At 70.3% G+C, this 25616-nt stretch carries 21 protein-coding genes; 10 read left to right on the top strand and 11 right to left on the bottom strand.

Annotated features, from left to right (window positions below; translation table 11 throughout):
- Both npdG and OG595_RS31405 read left to right on the top strand, forming a co-directional pair.
- The gene (gene npdG, locus OG595_RS31400) at positions 1–738 is read left to right on the top strand and encodes an NADPH-dependent F420 reductase (protein WP_329277835.1); all 738 of its coding nucleotides are present in this window, start codon (positions 1–3) and stop codon (positions 736–738) included.
- A 57-nt stretch (positions 739–795) separates the two neighbouring features.
- On the top strand, positions 796–993 hold the full coding sequence (locus OG595_RS31405) for a hypothetical protein (protein WP_329277838.1): 198 nt from the start codon (positions 796–798) through the stop codon (positions 991–993).
- On the opposite strand, the gene OG595_RS31410 is transcribed toward OG595_RS31405, so the two are convergent.
- Complete coding sequence (locus tag OG595_RS31410) at positions 986–1783, bottom strand: site-2 protease family protein (RefSeq protein WP_329277839.1); 798 nt, start codon at positions 1781–1783, stop codon at positions 986–988. The two genes, OG595_RS31405 and OG595_RS31410, sit on opposite strands and share 8 nt — an antisense overlap.
- 273 nt (positions 1784–2056) lie before the next feature.
- Here OG595_RS31410 and OG595_RS31415 point away from each other — a divergent pair, with 273 nt between their 5' ends.
- Positions 2057–5524, top strand: a complete 3468-nt coding sequence (locus tag OG595_RS31415; RefSeq protein ID WP_329277841.1) for an AfsR/SARP family transcriptional regulator — start codon at positions 2057–2059, stop codon at positions 5522–5524.
- A gap of 89 nt (positions 5525–5613) precedes the next feature.
- Here the strand turns inward: OG595_RS31415 and OG595_RS31420 are convergent, their stop codons facing one another.
- Entirely contained in the window at positions 5614–6471 is an 858-nt protein-coding gene (locus OG595_RS31420; RefSeq protein WP_329277842.1) for an ABC transporter permease, read from the bottom strand.
- On the bottom strand, positions 6468–7502 hold the full coding sequence (locus OG595_RS31425) for an ATP-binding cassette domain-containing protein (protein ID WP_329277844.1): 1035 nt from the start codon (positions 7500–7502) through the stop codon (positions 6468–6470). The genes OG595_RS31420 and OG595_RS31425 overlap by 4 nt, the downstream gene beginning before the upstream one ends.
- Before the next feature lie 238 nt (positions 7503–7740).
- Between OG595_RS31425 and OG595_RS31430 the strand changes: the two genes are divergently transcribed.
- Positions 7741–8670, top strand: a complete 930-nt coding sequence (locus OG595_RS31430; RefSeq protein ID WP_329277846.1) for a hypothetical protein — start codon at positions 7741–7743, stop codon at positions 8668–8670.
- 194 nt (positions 8671–8864) lie between these two features.
- Here OG595_RS31430 and panB read toward each other — a convergent pair whose 3' ends face one another.
- Positions 8865–9740 (bottom strand): 3-methyl-2-oxobutanoate hydroxymethyltransferase, encoded by an 876-nt coding sequence (panB, locus tag OG595_RS31435; protein WP_329277849.1) that lies wholly within the window; start codon positions 9738–9740, stop codon positions 8865–8867.
- Between the two features lie 306 nt (positions 9741–10046).
- Between panB and OG595_RS31440 the strand changes: the two genes are divergently transcribed.
- From OG595_RS31440 to OG595_RS31455, 4 genes are all read left to right on the top strand, one after another.
- On the top strand, positions 10047–11645 hold the full coding sequence (locus OG595_RS31440; protein WP_329277850.1) for an MFS transporter: 1599 nt from the start codon (positions 10047–10049) through the stop codon (positions 11643–11645).
- Positions 11646–11748: 103 nt separating this feature from the next.
- The gene (locus tag OG595_RS31445) at positions 11749–12366 is read left to right on the top strand and encodes a TetR/AcrR family transcriptional regulator (RefSeq protein WP_329277852.1); all 618 of its coding nucleotides are present in this window, start codon (positions 11749–11751) and stop codon (positions 12364–12366) included.
- Between the two features lie 298 nt (positions 12367–12664).
- Positions 12665–13645 carry an endonuclease/exonuclease/phosphatase family protein gene (locus OG595_RS31450; RefSeq protein ID WP_443073373.1) on the top strand — a complete coding sequence of 327 codons (981 nt, stop codon included), beginning with the start codon at positions 12665–12667 and terminating at the stop codon, positions 13643–13645.
- 109 nt (positions 13646–13754) lie between these two features.
- Positions 13755–15047 (top strand): MFS transporter, encoded by a 1293-nt coding sequence (locus OG595_RS31455; protein ID WP_329277856.1) that lies wholly within the window; start codon positions 13755–13757, stop codon positions 15045–15047.
- Between the two features lie 74 nt (positions 15048–15121).
- Here the strand turns inward: OG595_RS31455 and OG595_RS31460 are convergent, their stop codons facing one another.
- Positions 15122–15772 (bottom strand): tetratricopeptide repeat protein, encoded by a 651-nt coding sequence (locus OG595_RS31460; RefSeq protein WP_329277858.1) that lies wholly within the window; start codon positions 15770–15772, stop codon positions 15122–15124.
- A 176-nt stretch (positions 15773–15948) separates the two neighbouring features.
- On the opposite strand from OG595_RS31460, the gene OG595_RS31465 reads away from it, so the two are divergent.
- Entirely contained in the window at positions 15949–16521 is a 573-nt protein-coding gene (locus tag OG595_RS31465) for a dihydrofolate reductase family protein (protein ID WP_329277860.1), read from the top strand.
- A 58-nt stretch (positions 16522–16579) separates the two neighbouring features.
- Here the strand turns inward: OG595_RS31465 and OG595_RS31470 are convergent, their stop codons facing one another.
- The 3 genes from OG595_RS31470 to OG595_RS31480 all read right to left on the bottom strand — a co-directional run bounded on the left by OG595_RS31470 (position 16580) and on the right by OG595_RS31480 (position 21198).
- On the bottom strand, positions 16580–16771 hold the full coding sequence (locus tag OG595_RS31470) for a hypothetical protein (protein ID WP_082417165.1): 192 nt from the start codon (positions 16769–16771) through the stop codon (positions 16580–16582).
- Between the two features lie 705 nt (positions 16772–17476).
- A complete protein-coding gene (locus tag OG595_RS31475; RefSeq protein WP_329277863.1) occupies positions 17477–18976 on the bottom strand; it encodes an arabinofuranosidase catalytic domain-containing protein in 1500 nt (499 codons plus the stop codon).
- Between the two features lie 467 nt (positions 18977–19443).
- Entirely contained in the window at positions 19444–21198 is a 1755-nt protein-coding gene (locus tag OG595_RS31480) for an NAD+ synthase (protein ID WP_329277864.1), read from the bottom strand.
- A 212-nt stretch (positions 21199–21410) separates the two neighbouring features.
- Between OG595_RS31480 and OG595_RS31485 the strand changes: the two genes are divergently transcribed.
- Entirely contained in the window at positions 21411–21833 is a 423-nt protein-coding gene (locus tag OG595_RS31485; protein ID WP_329277865.1) for a hypothetical protein, read from the top strand.
- A gap of 55 nt (positions 21834–21888) precedes the next feature.
- On the opposite strand, the gene OG595_RS31490 is transcribed toward OG595_RS31485, so the two are convergent.
- The 3 genes from OG595_RS31490 to OG595_RS31500 all read right to left on the bottom strand — a co-directional run bounded on the left by OG595_RS31490 (position 21889) and on the right by OG595_RS31500 (position 25334).
- Positions 21889–23832 carry a S53 family peptidase gene (locus OG595_RS31490; RefSeq protein ID WP_329277867.1) on the bottom strand — a complete coding sequence of 648 codons (1944 nt, stop codon included), beginning with the start codon at positions 23830–23832 and terminating at the stop codon, positions 21889–21891.
- Positions 23833–24027: 195 nt separating this feature from the next.
- A complete protein-coding gene (locus OG595_RS31495) occupies positions 24028–24651 on the bottom strand; it encodes a DUF305 domain-containing protein (protein ID WP_329277869.1) in 624 nt (207 codons plus the stop codon).
- On the bottom strand, positions 24648–25334 hold the full coding sequence (locus OG595_RS31500; protein WP_329277871.1) for a DUF3105 domain-containing protein: 687 nt from the start codon (positions 25332–25334) through the stop codon (positions 24648–24650). Before OG595_RS31500 ends, OG595_RS31495 begins: the two co-directional genes overlap by 4 nt.
- Positions 25335–25616 lie beyond the last annotated feature (282 nt).

Raw genomic sequence — 25616 nt, forward strand, 5'->3', positions numbered from 1 at the left:
ATGACCTCTACCGACAGTGCACAGACCCCGGCCGAGAGCCCTTCCGGAACCCCCGCGAAGGCGCCCGTGAAGGACCCCTGGGACCTTCCCGACGTCTCCGGGCTCGTCGTCGGCGTGCTCGGCGGGACCGGGCCGCAGGGCAAGGGCCTCGCCTACCGGCTCGCCAGGGCCGGGCAGAAGGTGATCATCGGGTCGCGCGCCGCCGACCGCGCCCAGGCCGCCGCCGACGAACTCGGCCACGGCGTCGAGGGCGCCGACAACGCCGAGACCGCGCGCCGCAGCGACATCGTGATCGTCGCCGTGCCCTGGGACGGACACGGCAAGACCCTCGAATCCCTGCGCGAGGAACTGGCCGGCAAGCTCGTCGTCGACTGCGTCAACCCGCTCGGCTTCGACAAGAAGGGCGCGTACGCGCTGAAGCCGGAGGAGGGCAGCGCCGCCGAACAGGCCGCCGCCCTGCTGCCGGACTCCCGGGTCACGGCCGCCTTCCACCACCTGTCGGCCGTACTGCTCCAGGACCCGGCGATCGAGGAGATCGACACGGACGTGATGGTCCTCGGCGAGGAGCGCGCGGACGTGGAGATCGTGCAGGCCCTCGCGGGCCGTATCCCCGGCATGCGCGGGGTCTTCGCGGGCCGGCTGCGCAATGCCCACCAGGTCGAGTCGCTGGTGGCCAACCTGATCTCCGTGAACCGCCGCTACAAGGCCCACGCGGGCCTGCGCGTCACCGACATCTGAGCGGATGGGGGACACTGGACGGGTTTCCGGCAGTGTCCCCCGACAGGAGCTCACCCCATGCCCCGGCTCGCCCGCTACGCCCTGATCGTCTGCCTGCTCGCCGTGGCAGCCGCCGTCGTGTCCTTCGTCCAGGGCAACCTGCTGGGGATCGTGTGGGTACTGCTGGCCGGGCTGTCGTCCAACATGTGCTGGTACTACGCCCGGCGCGCCCGGTCCGCCGACCCCCGGTCCGCAGGCCCCCGCTCGGTCAGCTGACCCCGCAGAACTCGTTCGTCCCCTGCCAGAAGCGGTACAGCTCCTGACCGCAGTACGTGTCGAGCTCGTTGATCCCCAGACCGCGCAGCACCGTGTCGATCCCGTCGAAGAACGCGCCGTTCACGGACGGGATCCACAGCACCGCGAACACGAAGAGCAGACCGAACGGCGCGAACGGCTCCACCTGCCGCTTGATGTTGTACGACAGCCAGGGCTCGATGACCCCGTAGCCGTCGAGACCGGGCACCGGCAGGGAGTTCAGGATCGCCGCCGTGACCTGCAGCAGCGCCAGGAAGGCGAGCGCGAACCGGAACCCGGTGGGTACGCCGTCCAGCGCGTCCAGAAAGAACGGGGCCGCGCACACCACCGCGAACAGGACGTTCGTCAGCGGACCGGCGGCCGAGATCAGACTGTGCTTCCAGCGGCCGTGGATGCGGTTGCGCTCGATGAAGACGGCACCGCCCGGCAGCCCGATCCCGCCCATGATCACGAAGATCACCGGCAGCACGATGCTGAGCAGGGCGTGCGTGTACTTGAGCGGATTGAGGGTGAGGTACCCCTTGGCGCCCACGGTGATGTCGCCCCCGTGCAACGCGGTGCGCGCGTGCGCGTACTCGTGCAGGCACAGGGACACGATCCACGCGGACGTCACGAACAGGAACACGGCGACACCGGGCTGCTCGGCGAACCCCGTCCAGGTGGCCCAGCCCGTGACCGCCGTGACGGCCAGGATCCCGACGAAGACCGGGCTGATCCGCCGGTCGCTGTTGCGGGTGGTGGCGGTGGTCATGGGGCGGGACTCCTGAGGGGACTCGGCGGGAAACTCCGTACGCGGCTGGTGCGGGCGGGTCGACGGTACCTGTGCTCTGTGAAGAACGCCCCACCCAGGGTCGGAGGTTCCTGGAGGTTCCCGGCGATCCTGGACTTCCCCCTGTTCATGTCCCGGTCCACGTTCCGGCTCACGTCCCGGTTCACATGGCTGTTCGCGTCCCCGTCCACGTGCCTGTTCACGCGCGCGTAAACCCACGCGCGCCACGGAACCGTCCCCGGACAGAATGGGTCCGTGCGCTACCGCATCCTCGGCACCACCCAGGCACTCCGTCCCGACGGCACCTTCGTCCCGGTCGGCGGCGCGCGGCTGCGCGCCCTGCTGACCGTCTTCGCCCTGCGGCCCGGCCGGACCGTGCCCGCGGGCGTCCTGGTGGAGGAGGTGTGGAACGGGGACGCGCCCGCCGACGCGACGGCCGCGCTACAGGCACTGGTCGGCCGGCTGCGCCGGGCGCTCGGCCCGGACACCATCGCCTCGGCCGAGGGCGGCTACCGGCTGTGCGCCGCTCCGGACGACGTCGACCTGCACCGTTTCGGACGGCTCGCCGACGAGGGCACGCGCGCGCTCGCCGACGGCGACCCCGCCAAGGCCGCCGCCGTCCTCGACGACGCCCTCGCCCTGTGGCACGGCCCGGCCCTCGCCGACCTCCCCGACCGCACCGCCGAGGCGGCCCGCTGGGAGACCCGCCGGCTGGACACGCGCCGCGCCCGCCTCACCGCCGCCCTGGCCCTGGGCGCCGCGGAACAGTCACTGCCCGAACTCACCGCCCTGTGCGACAGCCACCCCCTGGACGAGCCCCTCCAGGCCCTCCGCCTGCGCGCCCTGCGCGACGCGGGCCGCCCGGCCCAGGCCCTGGCCGCGTACGAGGACGTACGCCGACTGCTGGCGGACCGGCTCGGCGCGGACCCCGGGCCTGAACTTCGGTCGCTGCAAACGGAGTTGCTGAATCCTGACCGAGTACCCGAAGGCGCGTGGGGCGCGACCGCCCCCGCCTCCCGCGGCGCCGTCGCGAACCTTGCGGGCGCGGCTCCCGCGCGGGGCGGCCCGGCCGGCCGTTCACCCCGGCCCGACGTGCCCTCCGGCCCGCCCCGCACCCCGCCCTCGTCGCCGCCCCCGGGCAACCTGCGCGCCCGCCTCACCTCCTTCGTCGGCCGGGAGGCGGACATCGAGGCCATCCGGGGGGACATCGCGACGGCCCGGCTCGTGACCCTGCTCGGGCCCGGCGGGGCCGGAAAGACACGACTGTCGCAGGAGGCCGCCGAAGCCGTACGGGACGGGACGCGGGAAACCACGGGAGACGACCGGACGTGGGGCGGGACGCGCGAGGGGTCGCGGGACCGGTCGCGGGACGCGGCGCCGGACGGGGTGTGGCTGGCCGAACTCGCTCCCGTCGTCGACCCGGACGCCGTACCCGAAGCCGTACTCACCGCCGTCGGAGCCCGCGAGACCGTGCTGCGCGGAGCCGGCGCCGAGGAACTGCGCGCAGCCTCCGCCGAACGCCACGACGACCCCCTCGTACGCCTCACCGAGCACTGCGCCAACCGGCGGATGCTGATCCTCCTCGACAACTGCGAGCACGTCGTCGACGCCGCCGCGCAGCTCGTCGCGGAGCTGCTGGCACGCTGCCCGGGAGTCACCGTGCTCGCCACCAGCCGTGAACCCCTTGGCGTACCGGGGGAGTTGGTGCGTCCCGTCGAACCGCTGCCCGAGCCCGTCGCGCTACGGCTGCTCGCCGACCGCGGGGCAGCCGCCCGGCCCGGGTTCCGCGTCGAGGACGATCCGGAGGCCGCCGCCGAGATCTGCCGACGGCTCGACGGGCTGCCGCTCGCCATCGAACTGGCCGCCGCCCGGCTGCGGATGCTGTCGCTGCGGCAGATCGCCGACCGGCTCGACGACCGTTTCCGGCTGCTCACCTCCGGCAGCCGTACCGTCCTGCCCCGCCAGCAGACCCTGCGCGCCGTCGTCGACTGGTCCTGGGACCTGCTCGACACGGACGAACGGGACGTCCTGCGACGGCTGTCCGTCTTCGCGGGCGGCTGCGACCTCCCCGCCGCCGAAGCGGTGTGCGGGCCCGTCGCGTTCGAAGCGCTCGGCTCGCTCGTCGACAAGTCCCTTGTCGTGGCCGCCCCTTCGGACGAGAACGGCGCGGGCGCGATGCGCTACCGACTCCTGGAGACCGTCGCCGAGTACGCCGGGGAACGCCTCGACGAAGCGGGCGTCCGCCCCGAAGCGGAGCGCGCACACCTCATATACTTCCGCGAACTCGCCCGTACCACCGACCCGTTGCTGCGCGGCCCCGGCCAACTGGCCGCGCTGGACGTGTTCCAGCGGGAGAGCGAGAACATCCGCGCCGCCCTCCGCCACGCCGTCACCGCAGGCGACGAACAGGAGGCGATCTGCCTCGTCCTGTCGGCCTCCTGGTACTGGCAGATGCGCGATCTGCGTCTCGCCGGCCGCAACTGGTCCCGCGAGGTCATGAACCTCGGCCCTGACCCCTTCACCCTCCCCGTCCGCCCGGCCCAGCCCGTGTGGGAGCGCAGCACGAACACCCCGCCCCCCTGGCACGGCGAACTCCTCGAAGAGGCCCGGCGCGGCGTCCACCTCATCCATCTCGCCTCCATGGACATGGAGTTGGAGGCCTGGCAGACACCGGAGGCCCGGCAGAAACTGCGCGCCATCACCCAGGTCTACGAACCCGGCACACCACAGACCTGCCGCCACCCCGGCCTCCTCTGGTTCTACGCCGTCATGCTCACCCGCGACATGGAGCGGCTCAGCGTCATCGTCAGCGAGTCCGTGCGCACCTGCCGCGACGCCGCACCCGGCTACGAGTGGGAACTCGCCGCCTGTCTGCAACTGCGCGCCAACGTCCTCGCCAACCGCAGCGACTGGGCCGGTGACGCCACCCGCGACGCCGACGAGTCGCTGGAGATCTTCCGGCGCCTGGGAGACGCCTGGGGCGCCGCCGAGGCGCTCTCCGCACGCGGCGAGGCCCGTGAACGCAAGGCCGAGTACGCCGCCGCCGCCACCGACTTCCAGGACGCGATGGAACTGGCCGAACAACTCGGCGCCCGCTCCCAGAAGACCGTGCTCGCCGCCCGCCTCGGCAACGTCTTCCTGGAGGCGGGCCGGAACGAAGAGGGCGAACAGCTGCTGCGCGAGGTGATCGAGAAGGCGGACGGGATGGTCAACGAGGCCATGCCCGCCGCCCGGCTCTTCCTCGCGGCCTGGCTCGGCGTCACCGACCGGGCCTCCGAGGCGCGCGAGCAACTCCGTTTGCTGCGGGCGGAGTTCAGAGCCTCCTCGTTCGTCGTCTTCGACGCGTTCATCCTCGGCGCGGAGTCCTGGCTGGACGTCGTGGAAGGACATTACGAGGAGGCACTGGTCAAGGCGCGACAGGCGGTGACCCGTGCCGACGACGAGCTGTCCATCGCCATCGCCCCGCACATGCGCCCCACGCTGCTGACCACCAGTGCCGCCGCCCTCGTCGGCCTCGACCCCGCCCGCGCCCACGACGCCGCCCGCTGCCTGGGCGCCGCCGACGCCCTGCTGCCGCCCGGCCATGTCTCCGGACACGTGGAGCGCGAGGTCCGCGCCCGCTCCGTCCGCGCGGTGCGTGACGTGCTCGGCGACGAGGCGTACGAGGCCGCGTACGCGGAGGGCGGCCGACTCTCCGCGGGGGAGGCGACCGCCCTCATCTGACAACCGGCGCGTACGGCACAGACGTACCGAGGTTGCCGGTTCCTTCAGTTCCTTCAGTTCCTTGAGTTCCTCATGTTCTTCCAGTTCCTTCAGCTCTTCGTGCGGAACTTGTGGATGGCGACCGGTGCCATCACCGCCGTGATGGCCACCGACCAGCCGACGGTCACCCACAGGTCGTGCGCGACCGGGCCGCCCACCATCAGTCCGCGCGCCGCGTCCGCGAGCGTGGACAGCGGGTTGTAGTCGGTGAACGCCTGGAGCCAGCCCGGCATCGACTGTGTCGGGGCGAAGATCGACGAACCGAACTGGAGCGGGAACAGCACCAGGAAGCCCATCGCCTGCACGGACTGCGCGCTCTTCATGATCACGCCCAGGGTGAGGAACACCCACATGATCGACGAGGCGAACAGTGTGGCCAGGGCCACGGCCGCGAACAGTCCGGGCCAGTGGTTGATGTCGAAGCCGACCAGGACGGCGACGACCATCAGCACGGTGGTCGCGAACAGCATCCGGACCAGCTCGACCGAGATCTTCGCGAACAGCACCGAGCCGCGCCCGATCGGCAGGGACCGGAAGCGGTCCATGACACCGGAGTTGAAGTCCTGGCAGAACCCGGTGCCGACGCCCTGGGACAGCGTCATGCTCATCATCGCGATCATGCCGGGGATCACGTACTGGACGTAACCGTCCTGCCCGCCGCCCAGGGCCTGCCCGATCGAGCCGCCGAAGACGAACACGAACAGCAGGGTGAAGATGATCGGCATCAGCAGCGCGTCGGCCATCGACTCAGGGTCCTGCCGGATCCACAGCAGGTTGCGGCGGACGAGGGCGCCGGTGTGGCGCAGATGGCCGCGCGGCGGAATCCGGCCGTCCGCCTGGATGTCGTCCTTTCCGGTCCCGCCGTTGTCGTCGCGGATCTCGTTCACGGTCGCGGTCGCGGTGCTCATACGGCGACCTCCTCTCGGATGTCGGCGGGGGAGTCGGCGTCGTCCTGCCGGGCACCGGCACGATGACCGGTGAGGGACAGGAACACCTCGTCCAGGCTGGGCAGTTCGGTGGAGATCGAGGCGATCGTGATACCGCGCGCGACGACCGCGCCGGTCACGGCGGTGAGCTGCTCGTCGCTCAGGATCGGCACCAGCACACTGCCGGTCCCGGTGTCCACGGTCGTCGTGGCGAGACCTGTGATGCCGAGGTCGTCGAGGTCACGGGCGAGCGGGCGCAGTTGCAGGGGATCGGCCGGCCGGATCCGCAGGGTACGCCCGCCGACCCTCGCCTTCAGCGCGTCGACGGCACCGCCGGCGACGACCTTCCCCCGGTCGATGACGGCCAGCTCGGAGGCGAGGTGTTCGGCCTCCTCCATGTACTGAGTGGTCAACAGCACGGTCACCCCGTCGCCGACCATCCGCTTGACCTCGGCCCAGACCTCTTTGCGGGTACGGGGGTCGAGGCCGGTGGTGGGCTCGTCGAGGAAGAGGACCTGGGGCCGGCCGATCATCGAGGCGGCCAGGTCCAGTCGCCGCCGCATACCGCCGGAGTACGTGCTCGTCGGCCGCTTGGCGGCGTCGGTGAGCGAGAACCGCTCCAGCAGTTCGTCGGCCCGGGCGCGGGCGTCCTTGCGGGGCAGGTCGAGGAGCCGCCCGATCATGTACAGGTTCTCCCAGCCCGGGAGCTTCTCGTCCACGGAGGCGTACTGCCCGGTGAGCCCGATCACCCGCCGCAGCTGCCGGGGCTGGCGCAGGACGTCGTACCCGGCGACGGTCGCCTGCCCCGAGTCGGGCTGAAGCAGGGTGGAGAGGATGCGTACGAGGGTGGTCTTGCCGGCGCCGTTGGGTCCGAGCACACCGAGCACGGTGCCTTCCCGGACGTCCAGGTCGACGCCGTCCAGCGCCTTGGTCTCGCCGTAGTGCTTGACCAGCCCCCGTACGGAAACGGCACTCTTGGCCCCGCCTGCGGGGTGGTTGTCGATTCGCGTCATGAACCGAACCTGTCACCCCCTACCGACAGACCGCCTACAGACCGCCTACAGGCCGACTCCGGACCACCTTTCCGCTTCCCACGGGCGGCCCCGTCGGGCAACTCCGCCGTGCGCAGATGAAACACCGCCGACTGGGCAGGCGTCCGAAGTGCCGTCCGCATGGCTGGAGGAGCCTCGCGTTCCGGTGATGTGCCGCTCGCGTGCCGGCGTCCGGCTCCAGAACTGCCGAGGGAGATCGATGGAGAGTCGCAGAGAAGAGCGGGAAGAAGGAGAAACAGGAGGAGCGGCAGGGGCGGCAAGGGGAGCAGGGGAAGCAGGGGGAGAGGAAGAAGAGCGGGCGCCCAAGCGCAAGGTGCTCGACCTGACCGTGGTGCAGGTGGTGGCGAGTGCTCTCGCGACCGTGGTGGGCGCGGTCCTCGCGTCCCTGCTGGGGGTGACCGGGACGATCATCGGCGCCGCCGTGGTCAGCGCCAGCGCGACCACCGGCGCGGCGGTCTTCTCGCACGCCTTCCGGCGGACGGGCGAGGGGATCCGTAGCCGGGTGCCGTCGGTGGGGATACCGCCGGTAGGGGTGTCGCGGACGTCGCTGGAGGAGCGGGCGGAGGCCCGCGCGGACGCCCGGGCGGCCTTCGGGCCACCGGGAAGCGGCACGGCTGCCCGCGCGACGCCGCCCTCCTGGCCCGACGTCCCGGGCGGCCGGACCGGAGGGGCGACCGCGGCCTCCGCGCCCTCCGAGGGCGAGTCGGTCACCACCTACCGCGGGGGCTCCCTCCGCGGCTCCATCGGCTGGAAGAAGTACGCCCTGGCCACGGGCCTGGTGTTCGCCCTGGCGATGATCACGTTGACCTCGGTGGAGCTGATCGCGGGCAAGCCGGTGGCGGCCGTGGTCAAGGGCGAGCCGGGCAGGGGAACCTCGGTGGGCGGTGGCACGGCCGGTACCCCCGCTCCCGCCGGGAGCCCGACACCCACCCCGGGCACGTCCAGCGGTACGACACCGCAGCCGGAGGGCTCGTCCGCGCCGGAGACGAGCGAGGCACCGGAGACCAGTTCTGATCCCGTGCCCGGCTACAGTCCCACCGCCGACCCGAGTTCCGGCACCGGCGGTTCCGCGTCGTCCGTACCGTCCAGCGGCGATGCCGTGACCAGTTCCGACGCGACCGACGACTGAGCGGTCGGCGGGGGCAGGGGCGGGGCGGCGAACAAAAGCCGCAGCCCGCCGATGGGGGAAGTCGGCGGGCTGCTCTCGTGCCGCAGTGGCTCTGTAGGGCCCGGCGGGCCCTGTGGGCTCCGGGGAACCCAGTGGTCGGTCAGTGGTCGGTCAGCGGTCGGTCAGTGGACGTGCAGCGGGTGTGCGGCGATCGGTCAGTGCACGGAGTGCTCCTCCGACGGGAACGTCCCGCCGGTCACGTCCTCCGCGAACGCCTTCGCCGCGTTCCCCATGACCTCACGCAGATTCGCGTACTGCTTGACGAACTTCGGCATCCGCCCGCCGGTCAGCCCCAGCATGTCCGTCCACACCAGCACCTGCGCGTCCGTCTCCGCCCCCGCCCCGATCCCGACCGTGGGGATGTGCAGCGTCCGCGTCACCTCCGCGGCCAGCTCCGCCGGGACCAGCTCCAGGACCACCGCGAACGCGCCCGCGTCCTGCACGGCCTTCGCGTCCCGCAGCAACTGCTGGGCGGCCTCCTCGCCGCGCCCCTGGACGCGGTAGCCCATGGAGTTCACCGACTGCGGGGTCAGGCCGATGTGGGCCATCACCGGGATGCCGGACTCGACCAGCAGCTCGATCTGGCGGTGCGAGCGCTCGCCGCCCTCCAGCTTGACGGCACCGACCCCGGCGTCCTTCACCAGCCGGGTCGCCGAGCGCAGCGCCTGCACCGGGCCTTCCTGGTAGGAGCCGAAGGGCAGGTCGCCGACGATCAGCGCCCGGCTGGTACCCCGGACGACCGCCGCCGACAGCATGGTCATCTCGTCGAGGGTCACGGGCACCGTCGACTCGTACCCCAGGTGACAGTTGCCCGCCGAGTCGCCGACCAGCATGACCGGGATACCGGCCTCGTCGAATACGGACGCGGTCATCGCGTCGTACGCGGTGAGCATGGGCCACTTCTCGCCGCGTTCCTTGGCGGCGGTGATGTCCCGGACCGTGATGCGGCGTGTGCCCTTGCCCCCGTACAGCGCGTTCGTCGCGTGGGTGCTGCCGGCGGGGGCCTGGTGGGCAGGCTGAAGCTGCGTCATGGCAACGGCTCCTTCAATCATCTCGAGGCGCCCTGACGGCGTCCCCGGATCGCCACCCATGGTGGCACCTCGCATCCGGGAACGGCTAGTGGTCGCCCTCGGCGGGCGGTCTGTGTGCTGAACGTCTCGCGCGCGAGGCGGCGCGAGGCCGAGGGGCAGCCAGGGAGCGACCAAGGCGGAGCGAAGGAGGAGGGAAGGGGCAACGAAGGGGAGCGAAGGGGGAGCGAAGGGCGGCCTGCGTAAGGTCTCGGTAAAGAATTAAAATACGAGACGGTATCGTATCGGAATGGTCGTAGGCTTGCCGTCATGACTACTCCCGCCGGTCCATCCACCCTCGGCCCCCGGATCCCGGAGGCCGTGCACCGGCGACGCTGGGTGATTCTCGGCGTGCTCATGCTCAGCCTGCTGATCGTGGTGCTCGACAACTCCATCCTCAACGTCGCCATCAAGACCATCTCCACCCCCGCCCCGATCGGCCTGGGCGCCACGCAGAGCGAGCTGGAGTGGGCGATCAACGCCTACACCCTCGTCTTCGCCGGACTGCTGTTCACCGCCGGGATCCTCGGCGACCGCCTCGGCCGCAAGAAGGTGCTGCTCGGCGGTCTCGCCGTGTTCGGCCTGGGCTCCGCCTTCGCCGCCTTCGCCGGCTCGCCCACCGAACTCATCGTCTTCCGGGCCGTGATGGGCCTCGGCGCCGCCTTCGTGATGCCCGCCACCCTCGCCGTCCTCATGAACGTCTTCGAGCGCGAGGAGCAGCCCAAGGCCATCGGCATCTGGGCCGGCGGTGTCGGGCTCGCCATCGCCATCGGGCCGATCACCGGAGGCGTCCTCCTCGACCACTTCTGGTGGGGTTCCGTCTTCCTCATCAACGTGCCGATCGTGGTCATCGCCCTCGTCCTCATGACGGTCCTGGTGCCCGACTCCCGCGACCCGAAGCCCGGCCGCGTCGACCCCGTCGGGGTCGTGCTGTCCGTCGTCGGCCTCGTGCTGCTCGTCTACGGCATCATCAAGGGCGGCCAGCTCGCCGACTTCACCGACCCGCAGGTGCTGGCGACCATCGGCGCCGGTCTCGCCGTACTCGTCGGCTTCGTGCTGTTCGAGAAGCGCAGCGACCACCCGTCCATCGATGTGACGTACTTCCGCAACAAGACCTTCTCGGCGGCGATGTCCGTCATCGCGCTCGTCTTCTTCGCGCTGATGGGCGTGACCTTCTTCTCGGTCTTCTACACCCAGAGCGTGCGCGGCTACTCGCCCCTCCAGACCGGGCTGCTGATGCTGCCGCTGGCCATCGCCCAGCTGATCTTCGCGCCGCGCGCCCGGCTGGCCGTCGACCGCTTCGGCAACCGGGCCACGACCACCGCCGCGATGCTCCTGATCGCCGCGACCCTGGCCGCCTTCGCCACGTTCGAGACCGACACCCCGATCTGGGTGCTGGAAGTCGTCTTCTTCCTCATGGGCACCGCCATGGCGCACATCATGACGCCGACCAGCGTCGTCATCATGCAGGCCCTGCCCCGGGAGAAGGCCGGCTCCGCCTCCGCGCTCAGCAACACCTTCCGCCAGGTCGGTGGCGCGCTGGGCATCGCCGTGCTCGGCTCCGTCCTCTCCGCGGCCTACCGCAACGGCATCGAGGACAAGCTCGGCGCGCTGCCCGCCGACGTACGGCACACCGCGGGCGAGTCCATCGAGGCCACCCTCGGTGTCGCCGCCAAGCTCGGCCCCCGCGGCGACGCCCTGGTCGCTCCCGCCAACGACGCGTTCCTGCACGCGATGCACCTCACCGCGCTGTGCGGCGCGGGCGTCGCCGTCCTGGGCGCCCTGGTCGTCGCCCTGTGCCTGCCGGGCCGCCGGGCAACACCCCAAGAGGGCGAGGAGAAGCCGCAGTTGGCATCCGCGGGTCACTGAGCGGCGGGGGAGGATCGACGCAGGACACAGGTTTCGGGGCCGCGCGAACTCAGGCCTCAGGGCTCAGGACACAGGACACAGGACGAGGAAAGGAGCAGGTCGCGTGAACCTCGCGGACGGCCTGGGCGGTCGGAGCGGCACCCGTGGCCGCCCCCGGAGCGAAGCCGTGGAGCGCTCCATCATCGAGGGCGTGATGCAGCTCCTGGAGGACGGCGTGCCGCTCGCGGACATCTCCATCGAGCGGGTGGCCCGTACCGCCGGTGTCGGCAAGGCCACCATCTACCGCCGCTGGCCGGGCAAGGAGGAACTCTTCGTCGACGTCATGCGCGTCATGGAACCGGTCGACCCGGAACTGCCCGGCACGTCGGTGCGCGACGACCTGGTCGTGCTGCTGGAGGTACTGCGCCGGCGCGGACTGGCCAACCGGTCCTCGGCATTCCTGCACAACGTCCAGGCCCAGGTGAAGAGCAGCCCCAAACTGTGGGCCGCGTACCACGCCACCGTCGTCGAACCCCGCCGTCTGCTCGGTGCCGAGGTCCTGCGCCGCGGCCAGCGGAACGGCGAAGTGCGTTCCGACATCGATGCCTCGATGATGTACGACCTCTTCCTCGGGCCCATGCTCCTGCGCGCCGTGCTGCGCCCCGAAGGGGACCTGCCCGAGGGTCTTGCCGAGCAGATCGTCGACACATTGCTGGAAGGTCTGCGGCCGGCCGCCCCGTAATCGGGAATTCGTACGCCTGTCGGGCCGGGAGACGCCCGACTGTGCGTGTTTCGTCACAGAGGACCGTCTGCGGGGGGCAACCGGAACTGGTCGTGCCGACTTGTTCGTCATCGTCCCCGTACGGCCGTCATGGGACGGCGAGATCGGAACCGATCATCCCCTAGGGTCTTAGACGCGGGGGACGGACGGTATGCACGGCAGGTTGTGAGGCGACGGTATGGCCCAGCAGGCGTACATGACGGAGACGGACAACGGAGGCTCGGGACCCGAGCGCCGGGGACCCCGGCTTCGGCGCCTGATGAGCCGTCTGACGGCCGGCTGGCGGGACGATCCGAGAATCTGGCGCCGGGGTCTGATCACTGCGGCGCTGGCGATCCTGCTCGCCCTGGTGATGGTGCTGCACGCGCAGATCCCCAACCGGATCGGCAACCTCGGCAGCCTCAGCGAGACGTTCCTGCCGTGGTTCGGCATCATCTCCGTACCGCTGCTGCTCGTCGTCGCGCTCATCCGGCGCTCCGCGACCGCGCTGATCGCGGTCGTGCTGCCCACGGCGGTCTGGTTCAACCTCTTCGGCGGGCTGCTCGGCAGCAACGCCGGCACCGGCGGCAACCTGACGGTGGCCACCCACAACGTCAACGCCGAGAACCCGGACCCGTCCGGCACCGCCCGCGAGGTGGCGGGCTCCGGCGCCGACCTCCTCGCCCTGGAGGAGCTGACGACCACGGCGGTCCCGACGTACGAGAAGGCCCTCGCGTCGACGTACAAGTACCACTCGGTGCAGGGCACGGTCGGCCTGTGGAGCAAGTACCCGCTCAGCGCCTCCCGCCCGGTGGACATCAAGCTGGGCTGGACCCGCGCGATGCGCGCCACCGTCGCGACACCGGAGGGACCGGTCGCGGTGTACGTCGCCCACCTCCCGTCGGTCCGCGTGAAGCTGGAGGCCGGGTTCACGGCCCGCCAGCGCGACAAGAGCGCGAACGCGCTGGGCGAGGCGCTCTCCGACGAGACGCTGACGCGCAAGATCCTGCTCGGCGACCTCAACGGCACGATGAACGACCGCGCGCTCAACGCGGTCACCGCCCAGATGCGCTCCACGCAGGGCGCGTCGGGCAGCGGGTTCGGGTTCAGCTGGCCGGCGTCGTTCCCGCTGGCGCGGATCGACCAGATCATGGTGCAGGGCGTGGAGCCGGTCAGCTCCTGGTCGCTGCCGCGCACGGCGAGCGACCATCTGCCGATCGCGGCGCGGGTCAAGATTCCGGCATCGGCAACCGGCTCGTAACCCGGCGGAACGCCGGGGGAATACTGGGCCTGGCAGGCTTTGTTCCGTACTTGAACTTAAACTGTACGGAAGTACGCCCGCCGCACCCTTCGAAAGGCCCCGCGCTCTGATGTCCCGGCCCACGCCGACCACGCCGCCGACCAAGCTCCCGAAGGTACCCACTGCGTCCGCCCGCAGGACCACACCCCTGGCCCTGCTGGCCCTCGCCGTGGGTGCCTTCGGCATCGGCACGACCGAGTTCGTGATGATGGGCCTGCTGCCCGACGTCGCCGACGACCTGGCCGTCTCGATCCCGTCCGCCGGGCATCTGGTGTCGGCGTACGCGCTCGGCGTCGTCATCGGTGCCCCGCTGCTCGCGGCGGTCACGGCCCGGGTGTCGCGCCGCAAGGTCCTGATGGGCCTGATGGGCCTGTTCATCGCGGGCAACGCGCTCTCCGCGTTCGCGCCGGACTACGACTACCTCCTCGCCGCCCGCTTCCTGAGCGGGCTGCCGCACGGTGCCTTCTTCGGCGTGGGCGCGGTGGTGGCCACGAGCATGGTGGCCCCGGAGCGCAAGGCCCGCTCGGTCTCCCTGATGTTCCTGGGTCTGACGGTCGCGAACGTGGTCGGCGTCCCGGTGGCCACGGCCATGGGCCAGCAGCTCGGCTGGCGGGCGACCTTCCTCGGCGTGAGCGTGATCGGCGTGGCGGCGATAGCGGCGCTGGCGCTGCTGATCCCGCACGACCGGGTGGGAGCACCGGCGGCGGGCCTGCGCGGCGAACTGGCCGCACTCCGGTCGCTGCCGGTCTGGCTGGCCCTCGGCACGACGGTGGCGGGCTTCGGCGCCCTGTTCTCGGCGTACAGCTACATCACCCCGATGCTCACGGACTCCGCCGGATACGCCGACTCCAGCGTGACCCTGCTGCTGGCGCTGTTCGGCGTCGGCGCGACGATCGGCAACCTGGTGGGCGGCCGGCTCGCGGACCACTCGATGCGGGGCACGCTCTTCGGCGGCCTGGTGTCACTGATCGCGGTCCTGGGCGCGTTCCCGCTGCTGATGAGTACGGCGTGGAGCGCGGCCCTGGCGGTCGTACTGCTCGGCGTGGCGGCGTTCGTCACGGGCTCACCGCTCAACCTGATGGTGATGGAGAGGGCGTCGACGGCCCCGTCCCTGGCTTCCTCCGCCAACCAGGCGGCCTTCAACCTGGCGAACGCCGGGGGAGCGTGGATCGGCGGCCTCGCCCTGGCGGCGGGCTTCGGGGTGACGTCCCCGGCGCTGGTCGGCGCGGCCTTGGCCCTGCTGGGTCTGGGCGTCGCGGGGATCTCGTACATGGTGGACCGCCGCGCGGTGACTCCGTCGGCCGGGCGGGAGCGTGTGGTGGCGTCGCACGTGCCTGTGCGGGCGGAGAAGGTGCACCACTGAGGGGTCGATCTCCCTCCCACCCTCCCGCCCGTTTACGGCCCGTTTCCCGGGCTCTCGACTCGGCCCCTCCCCGCCTACGGCAGCTTGAGCTCTTCACTGGCTCCCGTCACCCAGCGCAGCACGCCCTGCGAGTCGGTGCTCTCGGCCAGCTCCGCGGCTTCCTTGAGCAGCGCCGCCGCGTCGTCCCGCCGCTCCTGCTGGGCGGCCACGTACGCCAGCCCGACGAGGTTCGCCGCCACCCCCGGGAGGAATCCCAGCTCCCGGCGGAGGCGGGTGGACTCCTCGAAGCGCGCACGGGCCTCGTCCAAGCGGCCGGCCATGTGGTCGGCGAAGCCGAGGTGACGCAGGGCGTAGGAGGTCGTCAGCCGGTCTCCGGCCCGGGTCGCGAGGCCGAGGGCACGCTCGAAGGCGGGCACGGCGGCCTCGGAGTCGTCACGGACCACCTGGTGGAAGACGCCGACCCAGAACACCGCCTCCCCCTCGCCCCGGACGTCCCCGAGCCGCCCGTACAGCTCCACCGCACGCTCGAACAGCTCCAGCTCCCGCGCATCCTCGACCCGCTCCTCCAGGAAGCGCGCGTGGATCACCTTGCCCCGGGTCAGCGCGAGGTCCGCCTCGACCCCGTCGAGGTTCCGGTCGGCGGACTCCAGCACACTGCTGTCACCGCCGAACACGGCACGTTCGTAGAGGAGTTGGGCTTGCTCGATTCGCTCGTCGGCAGTCATGCGGTGAGGGTATCGACCGCGTGGGACAGCAGTCCGCACAGTTTTAGGGTTCTGCGGGCCCGGGTGGCGGGGTGAACGCCGCTGATGGCCGATGAGTTTCGCCGCGGCCCGGAGTCAGTCATGGTGAACAGGCCGGAAACCAGTACCAGCCACGAGACGCACGCAGGAGACCCGAGATGCGCACCCTTGTCAGCACCGCTTTCGTCTCGCTCGACGGAGTCGTGGAGGCCCCGGGCGGCGAGCCCGGCTACCGGAACGCCGGGTGGACCTTCAAGGACATCGAGTTCCTCCCGGAGGCCTTCGAGATCAAGGGCCGGGAACAGAAGGAGGCCGCCGCGATGCTGCTGGGCCGGACCAGCTACGAGTCGTTCAGCCCGGTCTGGCCCGACATGGCGGACTTCGCCGACTACAAGGTGATGCCCAAGTACGTCGTCTCCACCACCCTCACCGAGGACGCCCTGGTGTCGAACTGGGGCGAGACCACGATCCTGCGCTCGCTCGACGACGTCGCCGCACTGAAGGAGACCGAGGGCGGCCCGATCATCATCCACGGCAGCGCCACCCTCACCCGCGACCTCTCCGACGCCGGCCTCATCGACCGCTACCACCTGCTGGTCTTCCCGCTGCTGCTCGGCGCGGGCAAGCGGCTGTTCAGCGGCACGGACAAGGACACCCAGAAGCTGAGGCTCGTCGAGTCCGAGGTGTACGCCAACGGCCTTCAGAAGAACGTCTTCGACGTCGTCCGCTGACGGCCCGCCCTCGGGCGGACCGCGGTGACCACGACGTGCACGCCGCCCGGCCACGCGGCTAGTCCCGCTGGGCGGCGAACAGTTCCAGGTGTGCGCAGGTGGGGCAGCGGTAGGCGTCGATCTGCCAGTGCGGTCGGCCCATCCTCTTGGCGCCGCCGAGCGGGCCTCGCTGAAGGGGGCCCGCGATCCACCGTGCGAACCCGCGAGCGCCTTGTCCGGAGTCCTCGACGAAGCCCGGCTCCAGCCCCACCGCACCGCATTGGGTGCACCGTATGTTGTTCATTGTCGGAGTGTAGTGAGCGGCTGCGGGCGTTGATCATCGGGACCGTTTCCCGTCGCCCTCATCCCGCGTGACGCGCGACAAACGGGGAAACGATCGCGCGCGTTGGCCGAGTGATGAGCGGCTGGTTCGGGCACACCTTCCCTATGACCGAGTTCCCTATGGCCGAGCAGTCGCCGCAGAGTGAGGACCACTGCAACTGCAGCATCGAGATCCGCGAAATCGTCCTGATCCGGGGGACCAGTTTCTGCCGTACCTGCCGGCGTAGTGCCGAAGAGGCGGCCGGTCTCAGGCCGCGCTTCAGGCGCAGGAGGAACGTGCGCAATCCCGCTGCGGGCCTCTCGGAGCCCGAGTCCGGTCCGGAGACGCGACCGGACGCAGCGCCGGCGCCCGAGCCTCAACCCGAGCCTGAGCCCGAGCCTGGGCCCCAGCTCAAGCCCGAGCCGAGGCCGGGACCGCCAACGCTGTAGGTCCGGCGTACGCGTCGGCCTGTGAGCTCGCGGGGCACGCTGCGCACTCCAACCGGCGCAAGAGGACAGGCGGCGTCCGGTGACTCCGAGGCCGGGCCTGCCGAAGGCCGGAAGTCTGCCGAAAGGCGAAAGCCTGCCGAAGGCCGGAAGCCTGCCGGAAGTGGTTCCGTCCGGCAGGCCCTCGGGGCGGGGGTGGGGGTGTCGGCTAGGGGGCGATGTCCCACTGCTGGCAGGTGTTGTCGAGTTGCTGCCACTGGCGGACCACGGTGCCGTTGGCTGTTCCGCAGTTCGTGACGTCCAGTGTCATGCCGGTGTAGACGTTGCTGATCGTGTAGTGGCTGCCCACGTGGGTGACGTCCCACTGCTGGCACTGGTTGCCGAGCGACGCCCACAGCTGGACGGCGGTGCCGTTGCTCTGGCCGCAGTTCTTGTCGTCCAGGACCGTGCCGCTGTTGACGTTGGTGATGGTGTAGTGGCCGTTGCCCGCACTGGCGAACTTCCACTGCTGGCAGGTGTTGCCGAGCGACGCCCAGAGGTCGATCGAGGTGCCGTTGCCGGTACCGCAGTTCACCGCGTCCAGGACCTTGCCCGAGTTGGTGTTGGTCAGCCGGTAGGCGGTGCCGGCGACGGGGAAGGCGGCGGTCGGTGTGGTGTAGCCGACGGAGGTGATGTTGGCCTGTACGGCGTTGTCGGCGGCGTCGGTCGGGTAGCCGGCGGTCATGACGCCCTCGAAGAAGGAGCCGTCGGAGCCGTTGCTGTTGTCACCGCCGGTGCCGAGGACGATCGCGCCCTCCTTCTGCATCGGGGTGTATCCGCCCAGGTTGGGCAGGGCTCCGTCGTACCAGGTGGTCAACGACCCTGATTGCGCGTTGCCGCCCTTGAGGGCGTAGGTCGTCGTGCCGTTGTTCTTGAGCAGGGCCGTGACGAACTCGCTGCTGTTGCCGGTGTTGCTCGGGTAGGAGCCGTTCGCTCCGAAGAAGAGCCCGTTCTCCAGGTCCGCCTCGACCCAGGGGCCCGATCCGGCACCCGAGCACGAGAACCAGCACTCCGTACCGAAGTTGAGCGCGTCCATGTGGCCGTTGCCGGTGTCGTTGCCGGACGTCTCGGCGTTGCCGTAGTCGAAGCAGCACCGGTTGTTCACGTGGTGGCCGCTGGTGACCATGTACATACCCTCGGGGCTGCTCCCGGTGGCGACGCCCGTCGTGCTGTTGTCGCGGTAGCCGACGCCGGCCGACACGAAGATCCCGTAGGCCGCGTGCCCGCCGACCGTCACCGGCAGCGCGTTGGCGATGGCGCCGACGTCCTGGCCGCCGTTGCCGCCCGGGCCTTCGACGGTGAGGTCGTTGTGCCTGGCGCTCTGGTCGTAGATCTCCGTGATGACGCACGTCGTGCCGGAACAGAAGGAGTCCTGCGCCGCGGCGTTGGCGTAGCCGCCCGCGGTGAGGGTGCCGATGTTGGTCGTCGTGGCGTCCGAGGCGCGCTTCACCTGGTAGAGGGCGCCGCTGTAGGCGGCGTAGAGCGCGCGTGTGGTGCTGTGCGCGGCGACGCAGGGCGTGCCGGCCGCGGCGTAGATGTCGCACGGGAGCGAGGTGGCGGCCTGCGACGGGCCGGCGGCGCCGACCAGGAGGCCGGCGACCACCGCGATGGTCGCGCCGACCGAGAGAAGTATCCCTCTGAGGCGTTGACGACGTGAAAGAGAAATCATCGTTGATCTCCGTTCCTTTTGGGCATGACGAATACCCGAGGTGCCGCTCACTGGATCGGGGTTTGGCGCAGCGGAAACTTCGTCGCGAGTGCGTTCTGTGAGCGCTAACATTTTCTGCGCTCAGGAGGAGGCCGGCGAAGGTTGGGGAAGTTCGTTGTACGGGACTTCGGAAGACCGGTGGCTGTACCTGGAGGTCAGGTGGCCGCCAGTATGTCTCCGGTGTGAAGTTGCGTCAATATTTCCGGCATGAGTCGCATGCGAGCGCTAACAATTCGTCAAGCGTCAGCCAAAAGGTCGTCAAATTCCCGGGCAGAGAAGCGCCTCACTGGAATTCGATCGAAATGCCGAACGCTGCGCGATCGAAATACCGAACCGAATTGAATTGCTCGAAATTCCGAACCGGTAACGTCGCCGGTCGTGAGGGCGGGGTGGGCGGGGATCCGCCCCCGCCCACCCCGCCCCGTCCCTCAGACCGACTCCCGCCACCCATTCGTGATGGGCAGCCGCCGGTCCTTCCCGAAGCCCTTCGCCGAGATCTTCGTCCCCGGCGGGTACTGCCGCCGTTTGTACTCGGCCGTGTCCACCATCCGCAGGACCCGGGTCACCAGTTCCGCGTCGTACCCGGCCGCGACAATCGCGTCCGCACCCGAATCCCGGTCCACGTACAGTTCGAGAATCGCGTCCAGCACCGGATAGTCGGGCAGGGAATCCGTGTCGATCTGCCCCGGACGCAACTCCGCGCTCGGCGGTTTGGTGATCGAGTTCTCCGGGATCGGCGGAGTCTGGCCCCGTTCCTCGGCCGCGCGGTTGCGCCACTCGGCGAGCCGGAAGACCGACGTCTTGTACACGTCCTTGATCGGGCCGTACGCGCCCACCGAGTCGCCGTACAGCGTCGAGTAACCCACCGCCAGTTCGCTCTTGTTGCCCGGCGCCAGCACGATGTGGCCCTCCTGGTTGGAGATCGCCATCAGCATCGTGCCCCGCAACCGCGACTGGAGGTTCTCCTCCGCCAGGCCCGTCAGGCCCAGCGAGTCCATGTACGCGTCGAACATCGGCGCGATCGGCACCGTACGGAAGTTCAGCCCCGTCCGCTTCGCCAGTTCCGCCGCGTCGCCGATCGAGTGGTCGGACGAGTACTTCGACGGCATCGCCACGCCGTACACGTTCTCCGCGCCCACCGCGTCGCACGCGAGCGCCGCGACCAGCGCCGAGTCGATACCGCCGGACAGGCCGATCAGCACCGACCGGAAGCCGTTCTTCGCCACGTACGCCCGCAGGCCCACCACCAGCGCCGAGTACATCTCCTCGTCGTCGTCGAGGCGCTCCGCGTAAGCGCCGGCCAGCTCGGGCTCGTACGCCGGCAGCGGCTCCGCGGACAGCACCACGCGGTCGATGCGCAGACCGTCGTCCACCACACCGGTGGGAGCGTCGGCCAGGGCAGCGGGCAGGTCCAGGTCCAGGACCACACAGCCCTCCGTGAACTGCGGGGCCCTCGCGATCACCTCGCCGTCCCGGTCGACGACGATCGAGTCGCCGTCGAAGACCAGCTCGTCCTGGCCGCCGACCATCGCCAGGTAGGCGGTCGTGCAGCCCGCCTCCTGGGCGCGCTTGCGGACCAGCTCCAGCCGGGTGTCGTCCTTGTCGCGCTCGAACGGGGAGGCGTTGATCGAGAGCAGGAGGCCCGCCTTCGCGGAGCGCGCCGCCGGGACCCGGCCGCCGTCCTGCCAGAGGTCCTCACAGATCGCGAGCGCCACGTCGACGCCGTGCACGCGCAGTACGGGCATGGTGTCGCCCGGTACGAAGTAGCGGAACTCGTCGAAGACGCCGTAGTTGGGGAGGTGGTGCTTGGCGTAGGTCAGGATCACCTCGCCGTGGTGCAGCACCGCGCCCGCGTTGCGCGGGGAGCCGGCCGGGCGGCCGAACTTCGGCAGGTCGCTCTCGGACCGGTCGAGGTAGCCGAGGACCACCGGCAGCTCACCGAGGCCCTCGTCGGCGAGGCGCGCGGCGAGGGAGCGCAGGGCCGCGCGGGACGCCTCCACGAAGGAGGAGCGCAGGGCGAGGTCCTCGACGGGGTACCCGGTCAGCACCATCTCCGGGAACGCCACGAGGTGCGCTCCCTGCTCGGCGGAGTGCCGGGTCCAGCGGAGGACCGAGTCCGCGTTTCCGGCGATGTCGCCGACGCGCGAGTCGATCTGGTTCAGGGCGAGGCGTAGTTGAGGCACGCCGCCAAGTCTAATCGTCAATGCGACGCGATGGGGGGTGGGGGAGTGTGGGGCGCCCCACGCCAGGGCTGAGGTCCCGATCCCGGCCACCGGTTGTTTCGTGCAGGTCGGGCTCCCGGCGGAGCGCTGGAGGTCATCTCTCCCCGACGGTAGGGCAATGGGATCTTGAAGTGGATTGCCCGGACGCCACGGCGGCGACTTCAGTAGGAGACATGACGTACAACGGGGCACATGAGGACAGTGAAGGCAGCGGAACGGGCCGCGGATGGGGCTGGTTCCTGGCCTGGTTCGCGGTGGGGGCGTGCGTGGCTGCCGGGCTCGCCGCCGTCCTGACGGTGGGGCCGGTCCTTCTCGTCCCCGCCGCCGTGGCCGGAGGGCTCCTGCTGCGGAAGGGGCCGCGGAACGCCGTCGTCGGAGGCCTCACGGGTCTGGCGCTGCCGCTCTTCTGCCTCGCGTACCTGAACCGGGGCGGCCCTGGGGACGTCTGCCGTTCGTCGTCGGGCGGGCAGACGTGCACCGAGGAGTACACCCCCCTACCGTTCCTGGTCGGTGGCGTGCTCCTGTTCGTCGCGGGTTTCGTCATCTTCCTGATGATCGGGCGGGGTACCCGGAAAACGCCCGTCCCCGGACGGTGAACGCTCCGGGGACGGGCTTCGGGCATGTCGCCGCGTCAGCGGCGCCGTTGCCGGCTCAGCGGCGGTACGACTCCACGTAACCCTTCGCGGGCGTACCCACGCCGGTCACGTCGTCGTAGCCGCGTACGGCCTGCAGCGAGCTGTCCTTGCCGAGGCTGCGGACGGAGGTGAGGATCCCGTCCGTGGCGTCGTAGCCGTTGGCGAAGTCGAGGCGTGCCACGGCGAGTCCGTACCCCGTGGGGTTGTCGGTCACGTCGTGGTAGACCTTCGCGTGCGAGGCGTACGTCGCGTAGATCGCCGGGTTGGCGAAGCCGATCGGCTTGCCGCCGCGGGCCTCCTGCGCGAGGGCCTGTACGGCCGCGATCACCGGTGCCGCCAGGGACGTACCGCCGATGCGGTACTCGCTGTACGCGGTGCCGCCCTCGGGCAGGGTCTGGGTCTGGCCGACCTTGAAGCCGGTGTTCGGGTCGGCGATGGCCGCGATGTCCGGGACGACGCGGTTGCCCTTCGAGCTGTTGGCCTTGGCCAGGTAGTCCGGCACGAGGCCCTTCTGGTAGAAGGGCTCCGCGACGGTCGCGCTGGTGCCGCCGCCCGCGCCCGAGGTGTAGGCGCCCGGGAAGTTCGTCCAGCTCTTGCCGTCGGCCGACAGCGACGCCTTCTCGGTGCCCCAGCCGGTCTCCCACTGGTACTTGTCGCCCCGGCCGACCGCCAGCGAGGTTCCGCCGACCGCCGTCACCCACGCCGAGTTGGCCGGGGTGTCGACCTGCTTCTGGCCGGTGTTGACGACCTCGTCGCCGTTGTCGCCGGAGGAGAAGTAGAAGCCGATGCCCTGGACCGCGCCGAGCTTGAACACCTGGTCGTAGGCGGCGGCCAGGTCCGGCGTCTGGTTGGCCTCGATGTCGCCCCACGAGTTGGAGACGATGTCGGCGAGGTGCTTGTCGACGATCTTGCCGAGCGAGTCGAGAAGGTCGTCGTCGGTGCAGGACGCGGAGCCGACGTACGTGATGTCCGCGGCCGGCGCGACCGCGTGCACGGCCTCGACGTCGAGGGTCTCCTCGCCGTACCAGCCGGCCGCCGAGCACTCCTCGGTGTACCTGTAGTCCGCCGGCAGGACCTGCTTGAGCTGGCCCTTCCGGTAGGTGGCGTCGCCGTGGGCGTCCGCGTAGGTGGCGGCGTCGGCGGCGATGTACGGCGAGGCGTAGGCGTCGGTGATGGCGACGCGCACCTTCTTGCCGGTCCAGCTGCCCGCGCCGTACGCGGCCCGCAGCTGCTTGCCCGTGTAGCCCTCGACGGCGTACGGGATCTGGGCGCCGTACGCCGTCGGCAGCGTGGAGGCGGTGTTCGAGCCGTAGTACGTCGAGAACGGCCCGGAGTTGCGGAACACCGTCTCCGGCGCCGGCAGCGTGTCGTCGTGGGTCGCCTTGTGCGGCGCGTTGTCCAGACCCGTGACGGTCAGGACGGCACCGTTGAGGCTGTCCGGCGCGGAGGCGGCCTTGGCGGGCGCCCGGTACGTCTTCTTGCCCTTGGCGTAGTTGTGCAGCTGTGTACCGAAGGCCTTCTCGGCCGCGGCCACGTCACCGGTCACCGTGACGTAGTGCGCCGTGACGCCGGTGACCGTGAGGCCCGACGCCTTCAGCCACGCCTTGACGGCGGCGACCTGGGCCGGGGAGGCCCCGAAGCGCTGCTGGACCTGCGCGGCGGTGAGGTACTTGCCGTACGAAGCCGACGTCGGGTCGGAGACGGCCTTCGCGTACGCGGTCAGACCGTTGGCGTCCCGCCCGGCGAAATAGACCCGGGCGGTGACCTTGGAGCCGTCGGGCGTGGCTCCCTTGTCCGCCTTGGCGGTGGCCCACGCGGGCCTGGTGCCGGCGAGCGTGTCCCGGCCCGGGGCGTCCGCGGCATGGGCCGCGGGAATGCCGAGCGCCAGCGCGCCGGCGAGCAGAGGCAGTGTCGCTGCCAGGCTCACACCGGCGCGCTTGACGGCGCGAGTGGATCTCATGGAACCCCCTGATGCGGTTCAACGCGAGCAAGGCGAGTGATCACTCGCCGCTGGCCACTCTCGCGATGAACCGTTCATGCCAGGGGAATCCAGGGGGAATGGCTGTGCCAAGAAGCCCCCAAGAGAACGTATACGCAGGTGATTTGAGGTTTAAGGCCCCAATCGTTCCGATCGACCGCCTACCGTGGGAAAGGCCTAGGAAAGGGCCTTGGCGCCGCGCTCCTTCAACATCCCCGCCATCAGGGAGATCTCCGACTCCTGCGCGTTGACCATGCCCTGCGCGAGCCGCTTCTCCACCCCCACCTCGCACCGCTCCACACACCCGTTGGCCATGTGGACACCGCCCTGGTGGTGCTTGGTCATCAGCTGGAGATAGAAGACCTCCGCCTGCCTGCCGCTGAGCCTGCCCAGCTTCGCCATCTCGGTGTTGGTCGCCATGCCCGGCATCAGCGCGCCGTCCTTGCCGTCGGCCATGCCCGCCATGTCCATCCAGGACATCGGCGCGTCCGAGGACACCTTCGGCAGCTCCCACAGGTCGAGCCAGCCCAGCAGCATGCCTCGCTGGTTGGCCTGCGTCTGCGAGATGTCGTACGCGAGCCGCCGGATTTCCTCGTTCGTCGTCCGGTCGCGCACGACGTAGGACATCTCGACGGCCTGCTGGTGGTGGACGGCCATGTCACGGGCGAAGCCCGCGTCCGCCGAGTCCGCGGCGGGTGCCTTCATCCCGGAGTCGTCACCGTCGGCGACCGCGTAGGTGATCGCGCCGGCCGCGACGAGCGCCGTCGCGGCGGCACCGGCGATCCAGGCCGACCGGCTCACTGGGACAGCCCGTTCGTACAGGCGGCGCCCGGCTCGGGGGTCTGCTTGCCCTGGACGAACTCCTCGAAGAACTTGTCCACGTTCGGGTCCTTGGCGCTGGTCACCGTGCGCTGCTTGCCCCACGCGGACAGCATGATCGGGTCCGCCTGCTTGTCGTCCGGGCTCATCAGCGTGTACGGCGTCTTCTTCACCTTCGCCGCGAGCGCGTCGATGTCGGTCTTCGACGCCTTGCTGTTGTACGTCACCCACACGGCCCCGTGCTCCAGCGAGTGCACGGCGTTCATGTTGTTGATCGCCTTGGCGTAGACATCGCCGTTGCAGTTCATCCAGACCTGGTTGTGGTCACCGCCGACCGGGGGCTCCATCGGGTAGTTCACGGTCTTGGTGACATGGTTCTGGGTGAGCTTCTTGTCCCAGGTCTTCACGCCGTCCGCGCCGGTGACGAACTTGCCCGCACCCTTGGAGTCGGTCGCCGCGGTGTCGCTGCCGTCGGACTGCTTCTTCACGAGGACCGTCACACCGACGACCAGGCCGGCCACTATGACAACGCTCACGCCGATCGTGAGGATCCGGTTCCGGCGCTCACGCGAGCGCTCGGCGCGCCGCATCTCCTCTATGCGCGCCTTGCGCGCCGCGCTGCCGCTGTCTTTGGCGTCTTTGGCGCTCTTCTTGGCGGAACCCATGGGATCGGTCCTTCTGGGGAAAGGGGCGGTCGGTTGGCCGGGCGGTCGATCGGTTGCTCGGTCCCTGATCGTAATCGGTGGCCACCGATCGTAATCCGTGACCGCCCGCAACGGTTCCCGTCGGGGATCACCCATTACGGATGTCGCCGCGAACAGGCAAGATGAGAGACAGAGCGGTGCACCTGCCCTACGCGAGGCGTTCACTCCGGGGTCGGCTGGACGATCAAGGTGCGCAATGCGCATGAAATGCTGTTGTGGTGGGATGCTCAGGTGCCCGACCGC

The organism is Streptomyces sp. NBC_01451, from assembly GCF_036227485.1.
Lineage (GTDB): Bacteria > Actinomycetota > Actinomycetes > Streptomycetales > Streptomycetaceae > Streptomyces.

Coding starts and splice junctions, on each gene's coding strand:
- OG595_RS31475 (WP_329277863.1), bottom strand. CDS start 18,976: ATGATTTCTCTTTCACGTCGTCAACGCCTCAGAGGGATACTTCTCTCG.
- panB (WP_329277849.1), bottom strand. CDS start 9,740: ATGACGCAGCTTCAGCCTGCCCACCAGGCCCCCGCCGGCAGCACCCAC.
- OG595_RS31420 (WP_329277842.1), bottom strand. CDS start 6,471: ATGAGCACCGCGACCGCGACCGTGAACGAGATCCGCGACGACAACGGC.
- OG595_RS31500 (WP_329277871.1), bottom strand. CDS start 25,334: ATGGGTTCCGCCAAGAAGAGCGCCAAAGACGCCAAAGACAGCGGCAGC.
- OG595_RS31450 (WP_443073373.1), top strand. CDS start 12,665: ATGAGCCGTCTGACGGCCGGCTGGCGGGACGATCCGAGAATCTGGCGC.
- npdG (WP_329277835.1), top strand. CDS start 1: ATGACCTCTACCGACAGTGCACAGACCCCGGCCGAGAGCCCTTCCGGA.
- OG595_RS31430 (WP_329277846.1), top strand. CDS start 7,741: ATGGAGAGTCGCAGAGAAGAGCGGGAAGAAGGAGAAACAGGAGGAGCG.
- OG595_RS31410 (WP_329277839.1), bottom strand. CDS start 1,783: ATGACCACCGCCACCACCCGCAACAGCGACCGGCGGATCAGCCCGGTC.
- OG595_RS31440 (WP_329277850.1), top strand. CDS start 10,047: ATGACTACTCCCGCCGGTCCATCCACCCTCGGCCCCCGGATCCCGGAG.
- OG595_RS31405 (WP_329277838.1), top strand. CDS start 796: ATGCCCCGGCTCGCCCGCTACGCCCTGATCGTCTGCCTGCTCGCCGTG.
- OG595_RS31425 (WP_329277844.1), bottom strand. CDS start 7,502: ATGACGCGAATCGACAACCACCCCGCAGGCGGGGCCAAGAGTGCCGTT.
- OG595_RS31465 (WP_329277860.1), top strand. CDS start 15,949: ATGCGCACCCTTGTCAGCACCGCTTTCGTCTCGCTCGACGGAGTCGTG.
- OG595_RS31485 (WP_329277865.1), top strand. CDS start 21,411: ATGACGTACAACGGGGCACATGAGGACAGTGAAGGCAGCGGAACGGGC.
- OG595_RS31460 (WP_329277858.1), bottom strand. CDS start 15,772: ATGACTGCCGACGAGCGAATCGAGCAAGCCCAACTCCTCTACGAACGT.
- OG595_RS31455 (WP_329277856.1), top strand. CDS start 13,755: ATGTCCCGGCCCACGCCGACCACGCCGCCGACCAAGCTCCCGAAGGTA.
- OG595_RS31490 (WP_329277867.1), bottom strand. CDS start 23,832: ATGAGATCCACTCGCGCCGTCAAGCGCGCCGGTGTGAGCCTGGCAGCG.